A 20,927-nucleotide genomic window follows, 5' to 3' on the forward strand; every position below is an offset into this window, starting at 1 on the left:
GGCTCGCCAGCATCGCGGGCTGCAGCAGTGGCCCTTCCAGGATTTCCGCAGCGGTCGGTAGCAGATGATGGGGGGCGGCGCTCGACAGAGTCACAATCCCGAACAAGACTGGAAGCACAATTGTTCCACATGACGTAGCGCAAAAGCGCTGAAGAAAAGGTAATCACATGCCAATAATGCCTTTGGCGGGGGCCGCCATTTCGGCAGCCGACATGCCCGTCTACGGCATCGGCCGGGCCGCCTGTGTCGGCGACAGGAAGCGGCGCCTGCACCGCGCCTCGCGAACCATCCGGCGCAAACACCCGAAAATGAGGCGGCTGAAGCCCCGCGTCAGCCCATCAGTGCGGCGACCGCCGGCAGGGTCCGCTCCAGCCGCACGGGGCGGCGTTGCCATTCGACCAGCGGCGAACGCTCGATCGAATCGGCGACGACCGGGGCCATTTCCGGGGCCACAGGACGCGAATAGACATAGCCCTGGACAATGTCGCAGCCGAGTTCGCGGAGGACGTCCACCTCGGCCGGCCGCTCGGCCCCCTCGGCGACGATGGACATGCCGAGGCCGCGCGACAGGGCAATGATGCCGCCGAGGAGCTTGCGCTTTTCGGGTTGCGTCGAGACACCGTCGACGAAGGATCTGTCGACCTTCAGACGGTCGAACGGCAGGCGCGTGAGATAGCCGAGCGAGGAATAGCCGGAGCCGAAATCGTCGAGTGCCAGCCGCACGCCCAGGGCGGAGAGTGCGCCCAGCGTCCGGCTGATCTGGTGCTCGCTCTGGTCGACGAAGAGGCCCTCCGTCAGTTCCAGGCACAGGAGGTTAGGCGGCAGCCGCGTCTCGGCGAGCACGGCGGAGACAGCCGTCTCGAAATCCATGTTCCAGAACTGCGCCGGCGAGACGTTGACCGCGATGGTGCGGGGCGGCAGTCCCTGGTCGAGCCAGTCGCGACCCTGGCGGCAGGCTTCCCGCAGGATCCACAGCCCGAGGTCGACGATGATGCCCGAACTCTCGGCCACCGGGATGAACTCGGCGGGCGAGATCGCCCCACGTTCCCGATGGGTCCAGCGCAGCAGCGCCTCGAAGCCGACAACCCGGCCGGTCGCCAGCTCCACCTGCGGCTGATAGTGCGCGTGCAACTCGTTCTCCGCGATGGCATGACGCAGATCCCGCGCGAGGATCATCCGCTGTTCGACTGCATCCGCATAGGCGGCCTCGAACACCATGCACCGGCCGCGGCCGGATTCCTTGGCCATGCAGAGGGCGAGGTCGGCGTGCCGCATCGCCAGTTCCGTCGTCGCGGCATCCTCGGGCAGCTTCGCGATACCGATCGTGGCACCGATGAAGGCTTCACCGTTGGTGAGGTCGACCGGTCCGGAGATCAGCGCGATGAGCTGGTCGGCCAGCACCTTCATGTCGTCGTGTATCGTCGGACGCTCGATGAGCACGGCGAATTCGTCGCCCCCGAGCCTGGCGATGAAGGCCTCGGCGCCGAGTTCGTGGCGCAGCAGGCCGGCCACGCGACACAGAAGTTCGTCGCCGGCAGCATGGCCGAGGGAATCGTTGACCTCCTTGAACCGGTCGAGGTCGATGAGCAGCAGCGCAGCGAAGCGCTCCTCGAGCAGCGCGCGGCCGACCATGCCGGTCAGGGTCCGCTTGAACTGCGTGCGATTGGCGAGTCCCGTGAGGGGATCCGCAAACGCCAGTTCCTCCAGCTGATGCTGGGCGAGCTTGCGTTCGCTGATGTCCTGCACGAGGCCGACGACGCCGACGATATTCCCGTCCACGACTTCGGCCTTGCAGTTCACGGCAAAATCGCCGACGTGCCCATCGGCACAACGGAACCTGAGGTCGGCATTGGCGGTACCGCCGGACTTCAGCACCTGTTTCTGCATGTCCTCGAGGCGCGCGGCATCCTCGGCGACGAAATGGGAGATGATGTTGGCGTGCGACATTTCGAGCGTCGCCGGATCATAGCCCGTGAGCGCATAGAGCTCCTCGCTCCACGTGACCTCGTCGCTTCCCCGCCGGTAGTGCCAGGACCCCATCCGCCCCAGCCGGTGCGCTTCCGCGAGGGCCGCCGTGCGGCGGGCGAGAAGCTCCTCGGTCGCTTTCCTTTTGGTGACGTCGCTGGCGGTGCCGCGATAGCCCTGGAACGTGCCGTGCTCATCGAAGAAGGGCTTGCCGCTCGTGCGGATCGTCGCCCTGTCGCCGCTGGGGCTGACCAGCGAATAGGTGAAGGACCGAAACGGGCGATGCTCTTCCATATCGGCGCGATGGCGCGCCATGGCGTCGCGATTCTCCGGAACGTAGGGCAGCTCCCACCGGGTGATGTGGCCTTCGGCGATGATCTGGATCGCCGTATTGACCTCGGCCGGGAGCAAATTGGGCAGTAGGCGGTGGTTCGCGTCCGTCTGCCAGCACCAGTCCGAGGCTGTGCTGATGAAATCGGCGAGGCGCTGCTCGCTCGCTGCAAAGGACCGCAGGACGGCCTGTTCCTCGGAAATGTCACGGACGATTCCGGAAACGGCTGTGACGCGTCCTTTTGCGTCACGTTCAGCCTCGCCATGGATGGAAAAGTCGATGATCCGCCCGTCGGGATGGCGGTACTGACCCTGGACGCGGTACGGTAGCCCTTCGCTCCAGCACAGGAGGTGACCGCGATTCAGGTCGTCCGCGGCGATGCCGAGATAGCGGGCGCGCACGTCGGCGACGGAGATGATGCCGTCCACGGTGGTGACCCCGTACATGGCCGCGAGCTCTGGCGATATCCAAAGCGTCTTGCTGCGAGGTCCTGAAGACTGCCAATAGCCCATGCTCGCGATGCCCATGGCGCGCCTGAGCAGGCCGGCCTCGCGTGCCGAAGATACGGAAGCCGGCGTCGTGCCGCCGTTCCGTACTGTCTTCTTGGTGCCAGCCATGTTGCGTGGACCTAACGTCATGTTGCGCGGATTGTCCATTCATGGCGTTATCAGTTCGTTACGATTTACCACTATTGCGCGATCTGTCCGTTACATGACTGTCGAATTCGCGCGAGACCCCCCCATGAGTACAACTTCCACGATACCTGTCTTCGATATCGGGCAGGTTCTGCTGCGCTGGGAGCCGCAGGCGGCGCTCGAGCCGCATTTCGACGACCCGGCCGCGCTCGACGCGTTCATGGAAGAGGTCGGCTTCATGGACTGGCATGCACGCCAGGATGCCGGGCGGGCGGTGGCCGAGGCGGTGGCCGACCATGCGGCCCGCTTTCCTCGCCATGCGTCGGTCTTCGCCGCCTTCTACGACAACTGGCTTGATGCGGTACCGGGGGAAGTGCCCGGCACCCGCGCGATCTTCGAGGGACTTGCGGCACGTGGTCCGGTATATGGCATCTCGAACTTCTCGCGGGAGCTGTTCGACAGGACCCGGCCGGTCCACCCCTTCCTCGATGCCTTCTCCGGGCTGATCCTGTCGGCCGATGTCGGCATCAACAAGCCAGACCCGCGGATCTATGCCATCCTGTGCGAGCGCCATGCCCTGGCGCCGGAGGCCTGCCTGTTCATCGACGACTCCCCGCGCAACGTGGAGGCGGCACTGGCCTTCGGCATGGACGCGGTCCACTTCACCGACGCACCTTCGCTTTCCGCCGCGTTGCGCGCGCGGGGCCTGGCTTGGTGACCTTCCCGTAGAGGTCTATCGCCTCGGCGAGCCGATCGCGATCGAGCGGCTTGGTCAGGAAGGAATCCATTCCGGCGGCGATCGCCGCGGCCCGGTCCTCCGCGAAGGCATTGGCGGTCAGGGCGATGATCGGCAATCGCCGGCCGTCCCCCTCTCCCGCCCGGATCATCTTGGCGGCGGAAAGCCCGTCGCATTCGGGCATCTGCATGTCCATCAGGACGAGGTCGATGCTGGCTGCCGGGTCGAGGGCGGTGGTCGCGGCGGCGCGGCCGTCCTTCACCCAGACCGGCCGGTGGCCGAGCTTCTCGACGAGCTTGCGACAGAGCAGGGCATTGATGTCGTTGTCCTCGGCGATCAGCACCGTGAGCGCCGGACCAGCCGAGACGAGGGGCTGATCGGCGCTGCCCTCACCCTCGGCCGCGCGTTCGGCCGGGCCGGGCCCCTCCCCCCGCATCTGCATGAGGAGCGAAGCCTCGCGCACCGGCGACACGAGCCAGCCCCCGATGCCCTTCTGCCGCCAGGCGGAGACCGCCGAGCGCTCGGCCGGCCGCACCAGGAGCACCGTGCGCTGGACCCGCTCGGACAACACAGCAAGGACCGCGGCGACGCTCTCCTCGCCGAGCCGGTAGTCGAGGATCGCCGTGTCGAACAGGCCCGGCGGAATGTCCAAAAGACCGTCACAGGCGGTGGCGTCGGCGCCGCGGGCCGTCAGCCGGCGGACCAGCGCAGCCCGCTCGATCGGCGACGGCGAGACGATCAGCACCGCGAGATCAGCAAGGCGTTCGTCCGGCGTGCCGGCCGTCGCCGCGATCGTCATCGGCAGCCTTACGGTGAAGGTCGCGCCCTCGCCGAGCGCCGTGGCAACGGTGAGCGTGCCGCCCATGAGGGCGACGATGCGCCGCGAGATAGCAAGGCCGAGGCCGGTGCCCGAATGGCGGCGGGAAAAGGTGGTCTCGCCCTGCTCGAACTCGCCGAAGATGCGTTCGACATCGGCGGTGGCGATGCCCGGGCCGGTATCCGCGACGGTGAGGATGAGATGATCCTCGTCGCGTGTCGCCGCGATGGTGACGCCGCCAGTTTCGGTGAACTTCACCGCATTGCCGGCGAGATTGAGCAGCACCTGCCGCAGCCGCGTCGCATCGCCCGTCAACCGCGCCGGCACGTCGGGCGCGATCGAGGTCGCGACGTCGAGCCCCTTGGCCTGGGCCCGCGGGCCGAGCAGTTCCGCTGCGCCTTCGATGATCGGCAGGAGGTCGAAGGGCGCGAGGTCGAGATCGAGCCGGCCAGCCTCGATCTTCGAGAAATCGAGGATCTCGTCGATCAGCGTCAGCAACGCTTCGCCCGACCCCTTGACCGCATCGGCATAGGTCTTCTGGTCCGGCGACAGCCGGGTGTCGAGCAGCAGGTCAGCCATCCCGAGGATCCCGTTCAGCGGAGTGCGGATCTCGTGGCTGACGGTGGCGAGGAAGCGTGACTTCGCCTCGTTGGCGCTCTCGGCCCGGGCCGTCGACAGCGCCAGCGCCGCCTCCGCAGCCTTGCGGTCGGTGATGTCGCGGCCGACCGACTGCATTTCCTCGCAACGCCCCTCGCCGTCACGGATGGGGTGATGGCGCCAGGCGATCCAGCGATGCCCCGTCGGGGTGGCGATCATCTCGTCGGCACTGCATGACCCGTCCGCCTCGCGGCGCTCTTCCGAGCGGTCGATCACCACCGGGCCGCGATCGAGACCGACCAGTTCCGCTGCGGAAACGCCGACGAGGTCGCCGAAGGCCCGGTTGGCGAAGGTGATGGTGCCCTGGCGGTCGCGTCGCACGATGAGGTCGCCCTGCGCATCGATCAAGCCGCGGTGACGCTCCTCGCTCTCGGCCAGTTCGAAGACCCGGTCGGTGAGGACCTCGACCGTGTCCTCCAGCGCCGCCGCCTTGCGCAGAAGCGCCCGCCGCCCGTGAACAAGATGGAAAACGGCCGCGACCGAGGCCACTGCGAAGGCTGCCGCACCACCCGCGACCAGGGCGAAAGCATCCACGGCAACTCTCCACGCAACCCGGAACGATGCTGACAACGTAAACAGACAGGGTTGACGGTGCGTTACCAGGACGCGGCCGGAGACGGACATGCGGCCCACGGCTGCGCGCCGCCTGGCGGGGTGGCGGCAATCCCGCTTCCGGCGTGAGGCGGCCGGCGGCGGCATCACCGAACCCGAGCCCAGGCGGTCGACCGCAGCCGACGGCGCGACCGGGGCGGCCGCCCCCCCTCGGCGTGAGTGAGCAGGCGGCAGGCGGCCCGCCTATGTCGCCGGACCGCAACCCACCTCCTTCGTCAGCCGACACGCTCCGCGCTTCGGTCGTCCAGCGGCACCCTCCAGGCCTGGCGTCAGGCCGCGACCCGCACCCGATCCGTCGCACCGCGATAGCTGGTGGCCTCGGCGAGATGCACGCGCCTGACGGTGGCCGCCCCGTCGAGATCGGCAATGGTCCTGGCGAGCTTCAGCACCCGGTGATAGCCCCGCGCCGTCAGCCGCAGGGCCTCGGCCGCGTCGCGCAGCAAGGTGAGGCCAGCCGCATCCGGGGCGGCGACCTCGTCGAGAATGGAGGGCGGCGCATGGGCATTCAGCCTGACGGGCAGCCCGCGCCCGCCATAGCGCGCCTGCTGCAGCGCCCGCGCCGCGGCGACCCGCAGCCCGATCTCGTGGCTCCCTTCGGCAGGCGCGGGAAGGATCAGATCGGCGGCGGAGACCGCCGGCACCTCGATCACCATGTCCATCCGGTCGATCAGCGGGCCGGAGATCTTCGCCTGGTAATCCGCCATGCAGCGGGGATTGGGCATACGCGGACAGGCAAACCCCGGCTCGGTCGCCTTCCCGCACCGGCAGGGGTTCATGGCGGCCACGAGCTGGAACCGCGCGGGAAAGCTGACGCGCTGGTTGGCCCGGGCGATGACGGCCTCGCCGGATTCGATCGGCTGCCTCAGCCCGTCCAGAACATGGGGCTGGAATTCGGGCAGTTCGTCGAGGAACAGCACTCCGTGATGGGCGAGCGACACCTCGCCGGGCCGGACGCGCAGCCCTCCGCCGATCAGCGCCGCCATGGACGCGGAATGGTGCGGGTTGCGGAACGGGCGGCGCGTCGTCAACTGCCCTCCTTCCAGCTCCCCCGCAACCGAGTGGATCATCGAGACCTCCAGCAGTTCGGCCGGCATCAGCGGCGGCAGGATGGAGGGCATCCGGCTCGCCAGCATCGACTTGCCGGAGCCCGGCGGACCGTTCATCAAAAGCGCATGTCCGCCCGCCGCGGCGATCTCCAGCGCCCGCTTGGCACTCTCCTGACCCTTGATGTCGCGCAGGTCGGCGAGCGGCGCATCGACGGTGCGGATTCCCGGCTTCGGGCGCGACAAGACCTGGGTGCCGCGGAAATGGTTGGCGAGCTGCACCAGATTGTCGGGCGCCAGCACCTCCACATCCTCGCCCGCCCAGGCGGCCTCCGGGCCGCAGGCCGCCGGGCAGATGATGCCGAGCCCCAGCGCATTGGCCGCCATGGCCGCCGGCAGCACCCCGGCGACGGGGGTGATCCGCCCGTCGAGGGCGAGTTCGCCGAGCACGACGAAGCCGCCGAGGGCGTCGGCGGGAATGGCCCCGATCGCCGCCATCAGGCCCAGCGCGATCGGCAGGTCGAAGTGCGAGCCTTCCTTGGGCAGGTCGGCCGGCGCGAGGTTGACCGTGATACGCCTGCCCGGCAAGGCCAGACCCGAGGCGACCAGCGCCGAACGGACGCGCTCGCGCGCCTCGCTCACAGCCTTGTCGGGAAGCCCGACGATGTTGAACACGATCTGCCCGGCGAGCACATGCACCTGCACGTCGACCGGCTTGGCCTCGATCCCTTCGAATGCGACCGTCGCGACCCGCTGCACCATGGTCCACCCCCGGGCACCATCATGCAGCAGACCGACATCAGAACAATCCGGGAACATACGGATGTTCCATTTTTGTTCACGTCGATGAAGGATGGTTGCGAGGGCGTTCGGCCGTCCCTCTCCGATGAACTGGTCAGCGGGCGAGACGAGGCGCGCCGGCCCTCTGCGTCAGGCCTCGTGCCGCTGTGTGTCCTGCGGAGACGTTCCGAGGGTCGCCCAGCCGCCGCTCGCCTGAACGTCGGGCAGGTCTTTGCGCAACTCGGGGTGGCGCAGGAGATGGGCCTTGGACACCAGGTGGGCAGTGACGGGCGCCGTGATGAACAGGAACAGCGTGATCAGCAGTTCGTGGAAGGAGGGCAGCCCGAGAACGATGAGGAAATAGAGCATCGAGGCGATGAGCAGCGCACCGATGCCGAGCGTCGTCGCCTTGGTCGGCGCATGCAGCCGCCGCATCATGTCGGGCAGCTTGGCGAGCCCGAAGGAGCCGACCAGCAGGAAGAAGGCACCGACGATCAGCAGGCCGGCGATCAGAAGCTCCGCAATCCAAGCCATCATCTCGGCCTCACTCGATCACGTTGCCGCGCAGCAGATATTTGCAGAAGGCGACCGTCGACAGGAAGCCGACCATGGCGAAGAGCAGGGCCGCCTCGAAGAGGATCGTGACGCCGAACCAGATGCCCAGCACCACGATCAGCGCGATGGCATTGATCGTCATGGTGTCGAGCGCGAGCACGCGATCGAGCGCGTGCGGGCCGATGGCCAGGCGATAGAGGTTGAGGAGGAGGGAGACGGAAATCGCCACGAAGGCGATCACGCAGGCTGCGGCGATCATGCGAAGATCTCCATGAGGCGCCGCTCGTAGCGCTCCTTGATGGCATTGACAGTGCCCTCGGGATCGTCGGTCTCGAGGCAATGAACGAGGATCGAGGTGCCGTCGGCCGAGAGGTCGGCGCTGATCGTGCCCGGCGTCATGGTGATGGTGCCGGCCAGAATGGTGATGGCCTCCGCATTGGTCAGCGCCAGCGGAACCCGCACGAACTGGGAGCGCAGGCTGTCACCGCGGCGGAACAGGATGAGCTGGGCCACCTGGATATTGGACAGCACGATGTCCCAGAGCACCACCAGAGTGAAATCGACGATCCGCCAGGGGTTCTTGAAGCGCGGGCGATCGGGCCAGTAGGCCTGGGTCACCAGCGGGATGAGGACGCCGAGGATCAGCCCCAGCACGGCATTGCCGAGGGAGATGTCGTTGGCAAGCGCCATCCACACGCCGGCGATGACGAGGGTCAGGATCGGCTGGGGAAGGTAACGGGTCCGCATCACGGCCTCCCCGCACTGGCAAGCGGGGCGGGCCCGAGAACCGCCCGCACATAGGCACCGGTATCCAGGATCTGCGCCGCCGTCAGCCCCATTTCGCGGCGCACCGGCCCGGCGAAGGCGGTGAGGGCGACGGTGGCGCCGAGGAGGGCCGCAAAGACCGCGACCGGCAGCGGCTTGAGCGACGGCATTGCGGCGGCGGGCTCGGCGTGGGGCGTCGCCGGCTTCCAGAACAGCACGCTCCCGGCGCGGGCGAAGGCGAGGATCGCCACCAGGCTGGTGGCCAGCAGCATGGCCCAGATCCAGGTGACTGCGGCGCTGCCGCGGCTCGCCTCCATGATCATCAGCTTGCCGAGGAAGCCCGACAGCGGCGGCAGGCCGGCCATGGCGATGGCGGCGGCGAAGAACAGCCCGGACAGCAGCACCGGATGGCCGACGGCTGCGGGAACGAGACGGTCCTCCGCCCCGCCGCGTTGCGGCACGAGAATGTCGACGAGGAGAAACAGCGTCGCGCCGGCCATGGTGGAATGCAGGACGTAATAGAGCCCGGCCCCGATGCCGCCCGCATCGAACAGGCCGAAGGCGACGAGCAGCGACCCCATCGACCAGACCACAGCGAAACAGGCGAGGCTGAGAAGGCTGCGCGCCGCGAGCATGCCCAGGGCCCCGACGACGAGGGTCGCCAGCGCGGCCGGCAGCATCCAGGGCGTGACGATCCCGGCGACGGCGCCCGCATCGGCACCGAAGATCAGCGTGTAGACGCGCAGGATCGTGTAGGCGCCGACCTTGGTCATGATCATGAACAGCGCCGCCGACAGACCCGGGGCGGCCGCATAGGCGGACGGCAGCCAGCCATGCAGCGGCGCCACCGAGGCCTTCAGCGCGAAGACGATGAAGAGAAGCACCGCGCCGACGCCGAGCAGCGCCGTGTCGCCCGCCCCCACCGCCGCCACCTTGCGCGCCAGGTCGGCCATGTTGAGCGTCCCGGTCACCGCATAGATGGTCCCGACAGCGAACAGGAAGAGCGTCGAACCGATCAGGTTGATCGTCACATATTGGAAGCCCGCCTTGAGGCGCTGCGCCCCGCCGCCATGCAGCATCAGACCGTAGGAGGCGATCAGCATGACCTCGAAGAAGACGAAGAGGTTGAACACGTCGCCGGTCAGGAAGGCGCCGTTGACGCCGAGAAGCTGGAACTGGAACAGCGGATGGAAGTGCCGCCCGCGCGTGTCCCAGCCGGCGGTGGCGTAGAGCACGATGGCCAGGGCCAGCACGGCGAAGAGCAGCACCATGGTGGCCGACAGCCGGTCGAGGATCAGCACGATGCCATAGGGCGCCGGCCAGGCGCCGACGAGATAGGGCCGTACGGTGCCGTCCTGTGCCAGGCCGTAGAGGCCGATCGCCACCGCCAGAAGCGCAAGAGTCGCGGCGATGGAGACGACCCGCTGGGCCGCCAGATTGTGGCGCGAAGCCAGGATCAGGATCGGCGCGACGATGCCGGGCAACACCAGCGGGGCGATGATCCAGTGGTTGATGGCTGTCTGCATCACGGCCGCGCCTGATCGGTTGTCACCTGTGTCGCTTCGGCCTCGTCGGCCGAGGCCGGGCTGTTCTCGACGGAATCGGAACCCGTCTCCAGGAAGCTGCGGAGCGCCAGGACGATGACCAGGGCGGTCATGCCGAAGGAGATGACGATGGAAGTGAGCACGAGCGCCTGCGGCAGCGGGTCGACATAGCCGGCCGCGCCGGCGGCATAGATCGGAGGGCGATTGACCGTCAGTCGCCCCGTGGCGAAGAGGAAGAGATTGACGGCATAGGAGAGAAAGACGGTGCCGATGACGACCGGAAAGGTCTGCCGCCGCAGCACGAGATAGACCCCGACAGCGGTCAGGAGGCCGATGGCCGACGCGACGAGCATCTCCATGTCAGCCCTCCCTCGGCACGGGTCGCCCCGCTTCCGGCGCAGCCGGGGGAAGCTTGATGTCGGATGGCCCCTCGGGAATCGGGATGCGCTCGGCGCGCGCCTCGATCCGCGAGATCTGCGCCAGCGCCAGCAGCACCGTCCCGACCACCGTCAGGAACACCCCGGTGTCGAAGGCCATGGCCGTGGCGAGCTCGATCTGGCCGATCAGCGGAATGTCGAAATAGCCGAAGGAACTGGTCAGGAACGGCCGGCCGAACACGAAGGAGCCGAGACCCGTCAAACCCGCGATCACGACGCCGGCGCCCACCAGCGTATGGCCGTCGAAGCGCGCCTTCTGGTGGCTCCAGGAATAGCCGCTCGCCATGTACTGCATGATATAGGCGATGGCGACGACCAGGCCGGCGATGAAGCCGCCACCCGGCAGGTTGTGACCGCGCAGGAAGATAAACACGCCCACCGTGAAGACGAGCGGCAGCATGGCGCGCGTGGTGACCACCAGGATCAGCGGATGGGCCTCGGCCGATTCGAGCCCCTGCCGCATGGCCGCGAGCCGGCGGGCGGCCGGCCCGCGCAGGCTCGTGTCGAGCAGCGCGAAGATGGCGAGGGCGGCGATACCCAGCACGATGATCTCACCGAACGTATCGAAGCCGCGGAAGTCGACGAGGATGACGTTGACGATATTGGTGCCGCCGCCACCGGGCTTGGACTGGGCGACGTAGTAATCCGAGATCGTGGAGAAGTCGCGCGTCAGGATGGCAAAGGCCAGAGCCGCCACGCCGAGGCCGGCAGCCACGGCGATGGCGCCGTCCCTGACTTTCCGCCCGGCCTGTGGTTCGGCAGGCGTCGTCTTCGGCAGCAGGTTGAGCGCCAGCAGGAGGAGGATGGTGGAGACCACCTCGACCGAGATCTGCGTCAGCGCGAGGTCGGGCGCCGAGAAATAGATGAAGGCCAGCGAGACGATGAGCCCGACCACGCTGGTGACGATCAGCGTCAGCAGGCGGTTGCCGTGCTTCATGACCACCACCCCGGTCGCGGCCATCAGCGCGCCCCAGGCGACGACCGCCGCGAAATTCACCGGCAGCATGGGGCGAGCGCCGGCCCCGTGCGGGAAATGCGTGAAGGCCCACAGGCCGATGACCAGCACCGAAATGGCGATGATGGCGATGGACCGGGGCAGCGATTCCACATTGGCCTGCCGGGTGAACCAGCGCGCCGCGGCGACGCTCACCGTCACGGCGGTTTCGAACATCGCCTTCGCCTCGGGGCGCGGCCAGGCGCTGCGCAGCCGCGCCAGGCCGCCATGGGCCCGGAACGCCAGAACGCCGCCGATGACGGCCGCGATGCTCATGAACAGGGCCGGCGTGAAGCCGTGCCACAGCGACAGGGAATAATAGGGCAGCGGCGCGCTGCCGATGACCGCCTGGGCTGTGCGCGCGATAATCGGCCCGGCGATCAGCGCCGGCAGCAGGCCGATGGCGACGACCAGCGCCACAAGCAGCGCGACCGGCAGCCACATGCCGATGCCGGGATCGTGCGGATGATGCGGATAGTCGTGGCGCTCGTGCCCGGCGAAGGTGCCGATGGCGAGCCTCACCGAATAGGCGACCGAGACGAGGGCGGCGAGGGTCGCCCCGACAGGAATGAGCCAGCCGAGACCGGCGAGCGAGCCGGAGGCCGACGCTTCCAGCATCATCTCCTTCGACAGGAAGCCGTTCAGCGGCGGCAGGCCCGCCATCGAGGCCGATGCGATGCCGGCCAGAACGGCGGTCACCGGCATCAGCTTGGCGAGGCCGCCGAGCCGGCGGATGTCGCGCGTCCCGGCCTCATGGTCGACGATGCCGGCGGACATGAAGAGGGCGGCCTTGAAGGTCGCGTGGTTGAGGATGTGGAAGACGCAGGCGACCGCGGCATAGGGCGTGCCCAGGCCGAGCAGCATCACCATCAGGCCGAGATGGCTGACGGTGGAATAGGCGAGGATGGCCTTCAGGTCGTCCTTGAACAGGGCGATCCAGGCGCCCACCAGCATGGTCACCAGGCCGACCGGGACGACGATCGCGAACCACAGGTCTGTGCCGGCGAGAACCGGCCACAGCCGCGCCAGCAGGAAGACGCCCGCCTTCACCATGGTCGCCGAATGCAGATAGGCCGAGACCGGGGTCGGCGCCGCCATGGCATGCGGCAGCCAGAAATGGAACGGGAACTGCGCTGACTTGGTGAAGGCGCCGGCAAGAACCAGCACGAGGATCACCGGATAGAGCGGCGACGCCTTGATCACGTCGCCCTTGGTCAGCAGGACGCTGAGCTCATAGGACCCGCCGACATGGCCCAGCAGCAGCATGCCCGCGGTGAGCAGCAGGCCGCCGCCGCCGGTGACCACCAGCGCCATCCGGGCGCCCTGGCGGCCGGCGGCCGCGTGGCTCCAGAAACCGATGAGCAGGAAGGACGAGAGGCTCGTCAGCTCCCAGAAGATCAGCATCAGGATGATGTTGTCCGACAGGACGATACCGACCATCGCCCCCTGGAACAGCAGCAGATAGGCGTAGAAGCGACCGATCGAATCCTGCCGGCTGAGATAGTAGCGCGCATAGATGATGATCAGCGCGCCGATGGCGAGGATCATGGTCGCAAAGAACAGGCCGAGCCCGTCGGCGAAGAAGCGGAACGACAGGCCGATCTCGGGGACCCAGGCCGTACCGGCGAGAACCGTCTCGCCGCGATAGACGGCCGGCGCATCGACCAGCAGCAGGGCGAGGCTCGTGAGCGTGACCGCCAGGGTCACGAGCATCGTCGTGTCGCGGCCGGATCGCGCGAACAGTGGCGGCAGCAGCGCCCCGAACAGGGGAATGAGCGGCACGAGAATGAGGTTCATCGGGTGCACGGTCCCATGGCGGCAGCGGCCCCGAAATCGTTGTGTTCAGCCCCCATCCGGCCCGCAGCTCCCCTCGCTTTCCCGATCCGCGATCTCGCTCCGGACTTAGGCGTTGCCGACTCACCGTCGTCAACCCCCGATCGCATGCCGCGACAGGATTGCCACAGAGTTTCGTCGGCCAGGATGGTGGCAATTGGCTGCATGAGGGATAGGCAGTGGCGGCGCCGTCAGCGACGGCTCTCGATGGCCTCCCAGACGGTGGCGGCGATGTCCGGCCCGCCGAGCCGGCGAATGGCGCGGATGCCGGTCGGTGCGGTGACATTGATCTCGGTCAGGTTGCCGCCGATCACGTCGATTCCGGCGAGGATGATGCCGCGCGCCTTCAGGTCGGGACCGATGGTTTCGCAGATCTCGCGCTCGCGCGCGCTGATCTGGGTGGTCTCCGCCGCACCGCCGCGCACCATGTTGGAGCGCAGGTCGTCAGCCGCCGGCACCCGGTTGACCGCACCGGCGAAGACGCCGTCGACCAGAATGATGCGCTTGTCGCCGTCGCGCACCGCCGGCAGATAGTGCTGGATCACCCACGGCTCGCGCGTCAGCGCCGCGAACGTGTCGAGGAACGAGCCGAAATTCTCGTCGCCCTCGCGAATGCGGAACACGCCGGCGCCGCCATGCCCGTAGAGCGGCTTCATGACGATGTCGCCCAACTCCTTGCGGAAGGCGCGTATCTCGTCGAAGTCGCGGGTCACCAGGGTCTTCGGCATAAGCTGCGGGAACTGGGTGACGAAGATCTTCTCCGGCGCATTGCGCACGCTGGCCGGGTCGTTCACCACCAGCGTCTTCGGGTGAACGCGCTCGAGGAAATGCGTCGCGGTGATGTAGTGCAGGTCGAAGGGCGGATCCTGCCGCATGAGGATCACGTCGAACGTGTCGAGCCGCACGCGGGACCCTGTACCGAGCGTGAAATGGTCGCCCTCGACGTCGCGCACGGTGAGCGGATGAGCGAGCGCCGAGGGCTCGCCGTCGCGCAGCGCTAGGCTGTCGGGGTGGTAATAGAAGACTTCATGCCCGCGCCGCTGTGCCTCGAGCATCAGCGCAAAGCCGGAATCGCCCTTGATCTTGATCGATTCCATGGGGTCGGTCTGGACAGCGACCTTGAGGCTCATCGGGCATTCCTTTCAGACGTCGGCGTCGAACGCGCCCTGTATATGGCGCGGCCAGCCGCCGTGCGATACCAGGATCATGTCGTAGCGCCTATCGCCGCCCGCATGGCGGGGATGGCGGGCGAGGAAGGCCTCGGCCGCGCGAGTGATGCGCCGCCGCTGCGCCGCCGTCAGGGCGAGCTCGGCGAGGTCCACCGATCCGCGCGCCTTGACCTCGACGAAGACCACCGTGCCGCCGCGCCGCGCGACGATGTCGATCTCGGCGCCGGGCGTGCGCCAGCGCCGGGCGAGGATGCGATAGCCCTTGGCGACGAGCAGGATGAGGGCGGCCGTCTCGGCGATCCGTCCGCGCCCCCAGGCGGCGGAGCGCTTCGGGTCGGCCTCGCGCCTCACCCCGGCTCCCGCGCGAGCAGCAGCGCCCGCTGATAGAGATCGCGCTTGGCGAGGCCCGTCACGGTCGCCACAGCCGCCGCCGCGTCCTTCACTGATCCGCCGGCCAGCGCGGCGCGCAGCATGGCCTCGATATCCGTCTCCGCCGGCGGCGGTGCCTCGCCGGGCGGCGCGACAACCACGACGATCTCGCCCTTGGGGTCGGGCGCGGCGGCATAGTCCGCGGCGAGCGCCGCCAGCGAGCCCCGCCGCACCTCCTCGTGCAGCTTGGTGAGTTCGCGGCAGACCGCCGCCTGGCGGTCGCCGAGCTCCGCGGCGAGGTCGGAGAGAGAGGCGGCAAGGCGCGGGCCGGTCTCAAAGAAGACCAGGGATCCCGGCACCGCCGCCAGCGCCCGCGCCCGGCTGCGCCGCCCGGCCGTCTTCGGCGGCAGGAACCCGGCGAAGAAGAACGCGTCGGTCGGCAGGCCTGCCGCCACCAGCGCCGCCATCACCGCCGAGGGACCCGGCACCGGGATGACGCGATGACCCGCCTCGCGGGCCGCCTCCACCAGCTTGAAACCGGGATCGGAGACGAGCGGCGTCCCGGCATCGGAGACGAGGGCGACCGATTCGCCGGCCGCGAGCCGCGCCAGGAGTTTCGGGCGCATCTCCGAGGCATTGTGCTCGTGATAGGGGACGAGTTTCACCGACAGGGCGAAGTGATCGACGAGGCGGCGGGTGACACGGCTGTCCTCGCAGGCGACGAGCGACGCGGCCGCCATGGTCTCCACGGCGCGCAGCGTCATGTCACGCAGATTGCCGATGGGGGTTGCCACCACATGCAGCCCGGGCTCCAGCGAGCGAGCGAGAAAGCGTTCCCCGCCAATGACATAGTGCCTGTCTGGCAGCTTCGGCGCGGGAAGTTCGGTCATGATCGGTTCTCTTTCGGCGACATTAGGCGCTGCAGGTGCCCGGCGTCCATGCCCGCCGGACAGCCTCAAACATGCTCCTCGCAGCATCCTGTTGCCCCAGGGCCACGCAAAAACCTCCCTTGCGGTTTGACCTTGCCCCTCGCTCGCGGCTATTCCGGTGCACAGGGCAGGGCGTCAGGGCATGTGGAGGCTATCGGACATGGCGGAAACGGCGAAACGGCGCGGTGGCACCGCGAACGGAACGACCCTGCGCGGCCTTCTGATCGGAGCGGCCGCCATAGCGCTGGCCGCCTGTTCGGGCGCCAATGTGCAGGGACCCGGCCCGACGGCGGGTCCGGGGCCGGTGACCGCCGCGCCGCCGGGTTCCACCATCGGCACCGGTTCGGTCAAGATCGCGCTGCTGCTTCCCCTGTCGGCGGGCGGCGCCGCCGGCAACACCGCGGCCGTTCTGCGCAACGCCGCCGAAATGGCGGTGGCCGAGTTCCAGGGGCCCGACATCACCATTCTCGTCAAGGACGACGGCGGCACCGCCGCGGGCGCCCAGGCCGCGGCCCAGGCGGCCATCCAGGAGGGCGCCGAGCTCGTTCTCGGACCGCTCCTGGCGGAATCCGTGCGCGGCGCGGCGGCCGTGGCGCGGCCGGCAGGGCGTCCGATGATCGCCTATTCCACCGATACCAGCGTCGCCACGCGCGGCGTCTATCTGATGAGCTTCACGCCGCAGAATACGGTCGACCGCATCGTCCAGCACGCCACCCAGGCCGGCAAGCGGTCCTATGCCGCCTTCATCCCCGACTCGGCCTTCGGCCAGGTGGTGCAGGGCGCCTTCCAGGAGGCAGTGAGCAGGTCCGGCGGCCGCGTCGTCGCCATCGAGAAGTTCCCGCTCGACCCCAGCGGCGTCACCGCCGCCGCCGCGCGCCTTTCCGGCATCGCCGGCCAGATCGATGCGATCTTCGTCCCCGACCCCTATGACGGCGCCGCGATCCAGGCGCTCTCCACTGCCGGTATCGACACCCGCAGCGTCCAGGTTCTCGGTGTCGGTCCCTGGGTCGGCAATACCGCCGCCGCCCGGGCCGCCCCGACCGCCCTCTATGCGGCACCCGACGAGGCCGGCTTCCGCAGCTTCTCCGAGCGCTACCGGGCCCGTTTCGGCCAGGACCCGGCGCGCATCGCCTCGCTGACCTACGATTCGGTCTCGCTGATCGCCGCCCTGGTGCGTACCCAGGGCTCGCAGCGCTTTTCCGAGACGATCCTGACCAATTCCTCCGGCTTCAACGGCGTCGACGGCCTGTTCCGCTTCCGGGCCGACGGCACGCCGCAGCGCGGGCTCGCCGTGCTGCAGGCCGGCGGGCGGGTCGTCAGCCCGGCGCCGCGCACCTTCACCGGCGGGTCGTAGAACCCGGCAGGCCGTCACTCCGATCGGACACCCGAAAGGCCGGCAGCATGCCGGCCTTTCTCGTATCCGGCTGCCCCTCAGCCCAGCGTCAGCTTCACGGCCACACCGAGCCCGGCCATCACGGCGATCAGCGGGATGAGGCCGAGCTTGATCCGGAAAGCCAGCACGAAGGCGATGACGGCGAGGCCGGCGGCCTTCCAGTCCAGTGCCAGCGGATCGACGGTCGGCAGGCGCACCGGCCCGACGGCGACGCTCCCCACGGCGCCGAAGAAGACGTGCAGTGCAAACCAGATGGCGAGGTAGAGAATGACCCCCACCACCGCCGCGGTGATGCCCTTGAGTGCCCCGGCGAGCAGGCGGTTGTGCCGGAGGTCCTCGACGAAGGGCGCTCCGGCGAAGATGAACAGGAAGGACGGCGCGAAGGTCACCCAGGTGGTCATGGCAGCCCCGATGATCGCCGCCGTCATCGGCGAGAACGGGTCCGGCGCGCGGAAGGCCGCGAGAAAGCCGACGAACTGCGTGACGAGGATCGTCGGGCCTGGCTTGGTCTCCGCAAGGCCGAGCCCGTCGACCATTTCGGCGGCCGTGACCCAGCCCTTCTGCTCTACAGCCGCCTGGGCCAGCCAGACGAGCAGCGCATAGGCGCCGCCGAAGGTGATGACCGCGAGTTGCGAGAAGAAGATGCCGATCTGGGTGATGATATGGCCGGGACCGAGCAGCAGCGCCGCGACCGCCACCGGCGTCAGCCAGACTGCGCCCCAGACCAGCGTGCTGATCAGGAGCGTGGCATAGCGGCCGGGGCTGGACCGACTGGCGGGGGCGGCCTCGGTCGGCTTTGGCAGAAGGAAGGCGCCGCAGGCCGCGGCGGCGATGACGATCAGCGGATAGGGCACCTGAAACAGCAGGATGGCCAGGAGGGATGCGGCCATGACCGCCTTCAGGACAGCGGCATCGCCCACCCGCTTCGCCATCTTGATGACCGCCTGCACCACGATCACCAGCACCGCCGCCTTGATGCCGAAGAAGATGCCGTCGATGATGGGAACGCCGCGGGCGGTGACATAGAGCATCGACATGGCGAGCACGATGAGCGCACCCGGAACCACGAACAGCAAACCCGCCGTCAGTCCGCCGCGCACGCCGTGCAGAAGCCAGCCGATATAGGTGGCGAGCTGTTGCGCCTCCGGCCCCGGCAACAGCGTGCAGTAGCTGAGCGCATGCAGGAAGCGCTTCTCGTCGAGCCACTTCTTCTCCTCGACGATGATGGTGTGCAGCATGGCGATCTGGCCTGCCGCGCCGCCGAAGGAGAGAAAGCCGACCCGGATCCAGACGGCCAGCGCCTCGGAGAACGGCACGGCGGGTTCTGTTCGGGAATTTGCGGTGGGGGTCATCAGCGATAGGTCCAATTGTGGGTCTCGGTGAGAGCCCGGGTCTGCCAAGCGTAGAGCCCATCCAACACGACGGTTCCGTGACAGAGCACTGCGGCATCATCGTCGCCAGACAGCGCCGACAGGCCGAGGCATATGGCCAGGAACCCGGCGGCCTGCGGGCTGGAACCGAGGTCGCCGGTATCGGCAGCGCGGATGATCTTCGCCAATGCCTGCAAAGGCTGGAAGCCGGCAAGTCCCATCGCCGCGAGCAGTGTATCGAAGGAACAGCGAGGACCATCATGCTCGATCGGCGCGCCGGGCGTGTCGAAGGCGAGACCAGCGGCGTCCTTCGCTACCGCCAGCACCTGGTCCGGTTCGACGAAGAGAAAGGCGGCGCCGGGATCGATGAAGCGGCGGATCAGCCACGGGCAGGCGACCCGATCGATCTTCGGCCGACGGCGTGTCACCCAGGTGCGCCCGGGGCCTCCCCATGCGTCGGCGGCCTCCCGAGGCACCATGGGATGACCCGCCGCAGCGAAGGCGATCGATCCACCCTCGAGGACCCGGGCGGCGATACCCATTGCCCGAAGTTCTGCGGCGGCGCGTTGGCTCCGGTTGTGGCCGGCCTTGCAGGCAACGACGACCGGGAGCGACGGATCGACCAGTTGGGCCACGGCGGCACCCGAGGGATCGGCCGACCAGCGCGACGCCGGCATATCGGGCTGTACGGCACGAACATCGGCAGCCCGTACGTCGATCACCTGCGGCCAATCGGGACTGCCGAGAGTTGCCGCAAGGATATCGGGCGTGATGAAGAACGATGATGAATTCACAGCAGAACCTCCCACCACAAACGCGGTCTGGAGGCGGTGCTTGGGCCACCGTAGCAGCCTGCCGGGGCGACCGCCGTCGGCCCCACACGGCCTGTCTAGAGCGGAGGGGCATGTCGCGCAAGCCCCCGCACGGCTCCCATGCGGGTGGACCGGGACGACGCCCGGCCAAATCGGCTAGTGCTCGTCGGATGGCAAGAGATGGGCACGAGGCGCCGCAGACGGGCGCGGGCGACGACGGCGCCGCCGAGATCCGGGCCGCCGCCGGCCGGGCGCGCCTCAAGGGCATCGGCCTGATGTGCGCGGCGCTCGCCTGCTTCGCCTGCCTCGACGCTCTCGCCAAATGGCTCGGCACGCATATGGACCCGATGCAGGTGGTGTGGGCCCGCTATACCGCGGCGCTCTGCATGATCCTCATCATCTTCAATCCCGTCCGCAATCCCGGGGTCTTCGTCACCCGCCGTCCCTGGATCCAGACGATCCGGTCGGCGCTGCTGTTCGGATCGACGGCCGTCAACTTCATCGCCCTGCAATATCTGCAACTCGACCAGACGGTCGCCATCATGTTCGCGACGCCCTTCATCGTCGCCATCCTGTCCGGGCCCATTCTCGGTGAATGGATCGGCATGCGCCGGTGGATCGCGGTCGTCGTCGGCTTCCTCGGTGTGTTGGTCGTCACCCAGCCGTGGAGCGGCACGCTGCATTGGGCCATGCTGCTCACCTTCGCCGGGACGTGCGTCTATGCGCTCTACAACATCCTGACCCGCATGCTGGCGGGTCATGATTCCGCCGCGACGACCTCGATCTATTCCGTGGCCTTCGGTGCCGCGGTCGCGACCATCCTCGTGCCCTTCATCTGGACGGCGCCGCCGACCCTCGCCGTCGTCGTCGGCATGATCGCCATCGGCGCCTTCGGTGCCTTCGGTCACTGGCTGCTCATCGTCGCCCACGGCTATGCCCCGCCGGGCATCCTGGCACCCTTCATCTACACCCAGATCATCTGGATGACGGCGCTCGGCTGGCTCGTCTTCGCCCAGGTCCCGGCAGCGAATACGCTGGCCGGCGCAGCCATCGTCATCGCCTCCGGCCTCTATCTCCTCTACCGCGAGCGGGTGGTCGCCCGTGGCGGGCGGTGACACCAGAATGCGACAATCCGTCGCATAGGGGGTTACCGGCCGGCAACCGACACTTCTCCTGACGTT

18 protein-coding genes are annotated in these 20,927 nt (G+C 68.3%); 4 read left to right on the top strand and 14 right to left on the bottom strand.

What is annotated here, in order from left to right; translation table 11 throughout:
- Nucleotides 1-330 precede the first annotated feature (330 nt).
- On the bottom strand, nucleotides 331-2,742 hold the full coding sequence (locus Q8O26_RS06585) for an EAL domain-containing protein (protein WP_305574692.1): 2,412 nt from the start codon (nucleotides 2,740-2,742) through the stop codon (nucleotides 331-333).
- A gap of 64 nt (nucleotides 2,743-2,806) precedes the next feature.
- On the opposite strand from Q8O26_RS06585, the gene Q8O26_RS06590 reads away from it, so the two are divergent.
- Nucleotides 2,807-3,649: an HAD family phosphatase gene (locus Q8O26_RS06590; RefSeq protein ID WP_305574694.1), complete on the top strand. Its 843-nt coding sequence runs from the start codon at nucleotides 2,807-2,809 to the stop codon at nucleotides 3,647-3,649.
- Here the strand turns inward: Q8O26_RS06590 and Q8O26_RS06595 are convergent.
- From Q8O26_RS06595 to rsmI, 11 genes are all read right to left on the bottom strand, one after another.
- Entirely contained in the window at nucleotides 3,594-5,675 is a 2,082-nt protein-coding gene (locus Q8O26_RS06595; RefSeq protein WP_305574696.1) for an ATP-binding protein, read from the bottom strand. The genes Q8O26_RS06590 and Q8O26_RS06595 overlap by 56 nt on opposite strands.
- Nucleotides 5,676-6,022: 347 nt before the next feature.
- Complete coding sequence (locus Q8O26_RS06600; protein ID WP_305574698.1) at nucleotides 6,023-7,558, bottom strand: YifB family Mg chelatase-like AAA ATPase; 1,536 nt, start codon at nucleotides 7,556-7,558, stop codon at nucleotides 6,023-6,025.
- A 168-nt stretch (nucleotides 7,559-7,726) separates the two neighbouring features.
- Nucleotides 7,727-8,110, bottom strand: a complete 384-nt coding sequence (locus Q8O26_RS06605) for a Na+/H+ antiporter subunit G (RefSeq protein ID WP_305574838.1) — start codon at nucleotides 8,108-8,110, stop codon at nucleotides 7,727-7,729.
- Between the two features lie 10 nt (nucleotides 8,111-8,120).
- Nucleotides 8,121-8,390: a K+/H+ antiporter subunit F gene (locus Q8O26_RS06610; protein WP_305574700.1), complete on the bottom strand. Its 270-nt coding sequence runs from the start codon at nucleotides 8,388-8,390 to the stop codon at nucleotides 8,121-8,123.
- Nucleotides 8,387-8,878: a Na+/H+ antiporter subunit E gene (locus Q8O26_RS06615; RefSeq protein ID WP_305574702.1), complete on the bottom strand. Its 492-nt coding sequence runs from the start codon at nucleotides 8,876-8,878 to the stop codon at nucleotides 8,387-8,389. The genes Q8O26_RS06610 and Q8O26_RS06615 overlap by 4 nt, the downstream gene beginning before the upstream one ends.
- Nucleotides 8,878-10,422: a monovalent cation/H+ antiporter subunit D gene (locus Q8O26_RS06620; RefSeq protein ID WP_305574703.1), complete on the bottom strand. Its 1,545-nt coding sequence runs from the start codon at nucleotides 10,420-10,422 to the stop codon at nucleotides 8,878-8,880. The genes Q8O26_RS06615 and Q8O26_RS06620 overlap by 1 nt, the downstream gene beginning before the upstream one ends.
- Nucleotides 10,422-10,799 carry a Na+/H+ antiporter subunit C gene (locus Q8O26_RS06625; RefSeq protein ID WP_305574704.1) on the bottom strand — a complete coding sequence of 126 codons (378 nt, stop codon included), beginning with the start codon at nucleotides 10,797-10,799 and terminating at the stop codon, nucleotides 10,422-10,424. The genes Q8O26_RS06620 and Q8O26_RS06625 overlap by 1 nt, the downstream gene beginning before the upstream one ends.
- A gap of 1 nt (nucleotide 10,800) precedes the next feature.
- The gene (locus tag Q8O26_RS06630) at nucleotides 10,801-13,668 is read right to left on the bottom strand and encodes a monovalent cation/H+ antiporter subunit A (protein ID WP_305574706.1); all 2,868 of its coding nucleotides are present in this window, start codon (nucleotides 13,666-13,668) and stop codon (nucleotides 10,801-10,803) included.
- Between the two features lie 227 nt (nucleotides 13,669-13,895).
- Nucleotides 13,896-14,834 (bottom strand): glutathione synthase, encoded by a 939-nt coding sequence (gshB, locus tag Q8O26_RS06635; RefSeq protein WP_305574708.1) that lies wholly within the window; start codon nucleotides 14,832-14,834, stop codon nucleotides 13,896-13,898.
- Nucleotides 14,835-14,846: 12 nt separating this feature from the next.
- The gene (locus Q8O26_RS06640) at nucleotides 14,847-15,224 is read right to left on the bottom strand and encodes a YraN family protein (protein ID WP_305574710.1); all 378 of its coding nucleotides are present in this window, start codon (nucleotides 15,222-15,224) and stop codon (nucleotides 14,847-14,849) included.
- Nucleotides 15,221-16,132 (bottom strand): 16S rRNA (cytidine(1402)-2'-O)-methyltransferase, encoded by a 912-nt coding sequence (gene rsmI, locus Q8O26_RS06645; protein WP_305574712.1) that lies wholly within the window; start codon nucleotides 16,130-16,132, stop codon nucleotides 15,221-15,223. Before rsmI ends, Q8O26_RS06640 begins: the two co-directional genes overlap by 4 nt.
- A gap of 199 nt (nucleotides 16,133-16,331) precedes the next feature.
- Between rsmI and Q8O26_RS06650 the strand changes: the two genes are divergently transcribed.
- Nucleotides 16,332-17,525, top strand: coding sequence for a penicillin-binding protein activator (locus Q8O26_RS06650; protein ID WP_305574714.1), 1,194 nt, complete (start codon nucleotides 16,332-16,334; stop codon nucleotides 17,523-17,525).
- 77 nt (nucleotides 17,526-17,602) lie between these two features.
- Here Q8O26_RS06650 and chrA read toward each other — a convergent pair whose 3' ends face one another.
- Together chrA and Q8O26_RS06660 are read right to left on the bottom strand one after the other, a co-directional pair.
- Nucleotides 17,603-18,916 (bottom strand): chromate efflux transporter, encoded by a 1,314-nt coding sequence (gene chrA, locus Q8O26_RS06655; RefSeq protein ID WP_305574716.1) that lies wholly within the window; start codon nucleotides 18,914-18,916, stop codon nucleotides 17,603-17,605.
- Nucleotides 18,916-19,362, bottom strand: coding sequence for a chromate resistance protein ChrB domain-containing protein (locus Q8O26_RS06660; protein WP_305574718.1), 447 nt, complete (start codon nucleotides 19,360-19,362; stop codon nucleotides 18,916-18,918). Before Q8O26_RS06660 ends, chrA begins: the two co-directional genes overlap by 1 nt.
- Nucleotides 19,363-19,416: 54 nt before the next feature.
- Between Q8O26_RS06660 and Q8O26_RS06665 the strand changes: the two genes are divergently transcribed.
- Nucleotides 19,417-19,719 (top strand): hypothetical protein, encoded by a 303-nt coding sequence (locus Q8O26_RS06665; RefSeq protein WP_305574720.1) that lies wholly within the window; start codon nucleotides 19,417-19,419, stop codon nucleotides 19,717-19,719.
- Nucleotides 19,720-19,916: 197 nt separating this feature from the next.
- Nucleotides 19,917-20,861, top strand: a complete 945-nt coding sequence (locus Q8O26_RS06670; RefSeq protein ID WP_305574722.1) for a DMT family transporter — start codon at nucleotides 19,917-19,919, stop codon at nucleotides 20,859-20,861.
- Nucleotides 20,862-20,927 lie beyond the last annotated feature (66 nt).

This window comes from Phreatobacter sp. (assembly GCF_030691135.1).
Taxonomy (GTDB): domain Bacteria; phylum Pseudomonadota; class Alphaproteobacteria; order Rhizobiales; family Phreatobacteraceae; genus Phreatobacter.